This is a genomic window from Rhizobium sullae (assembly GCF_900169785.1).
Lineage (GTDB): Bacteria > Pseudomonadota > Alphaproteobacteria > Rhizobiales > Rhizobiaceae > Rhizobium > Rhizobium sullae.
On the sequence record NZ_FWER01000261.1, the window covers coordinates 1 to 376 of the forward strand.

The 376-nt window shown below is 62.9% G+C and carries 1 pseudogene; it reads right to left on the reverse strand.

The window, feature by feature from the left end:
- Positions 1 to 376, reverse strand: a pseudogene (locus BN1800_RS44410) (multicopper oxidase domain-containing protein); the annotation flags it as partial.

Sequence of the window (376 nt, forward strand, 5' to 3'; positions counted from 1 at the left end):
CGGCTGCAGCTTCCTGATCTTCTCGGCGACCTTCGACTTGTCCGCACCGATGAAGGTCGGAATGTCGTGACCCATGGCGTTCATCGTGTGGTGCGACTTGTGGCAATGGATCGCCCAGTCGCCGAGATACCTGGCGTCGAACTCGTAGGCGCGCATCGCGCCGACCGGAATGTCGATGCTCACCTCCGGCCATCGCGCTNGAGATACCTGGCGTCGAACTCGTAGGCGCGCATCGCGCCGACCGGAATGTCGATGCTCACCTCCGGCCATCGCGCTTGCGGCCGCACCCAGCCACCGTCGGTACATGTCACTTCGAAATCGTAGCCATGCATGTGGATCGGGTGGTTCGTCATCGTCAGGTTGCCGACGCGGACGC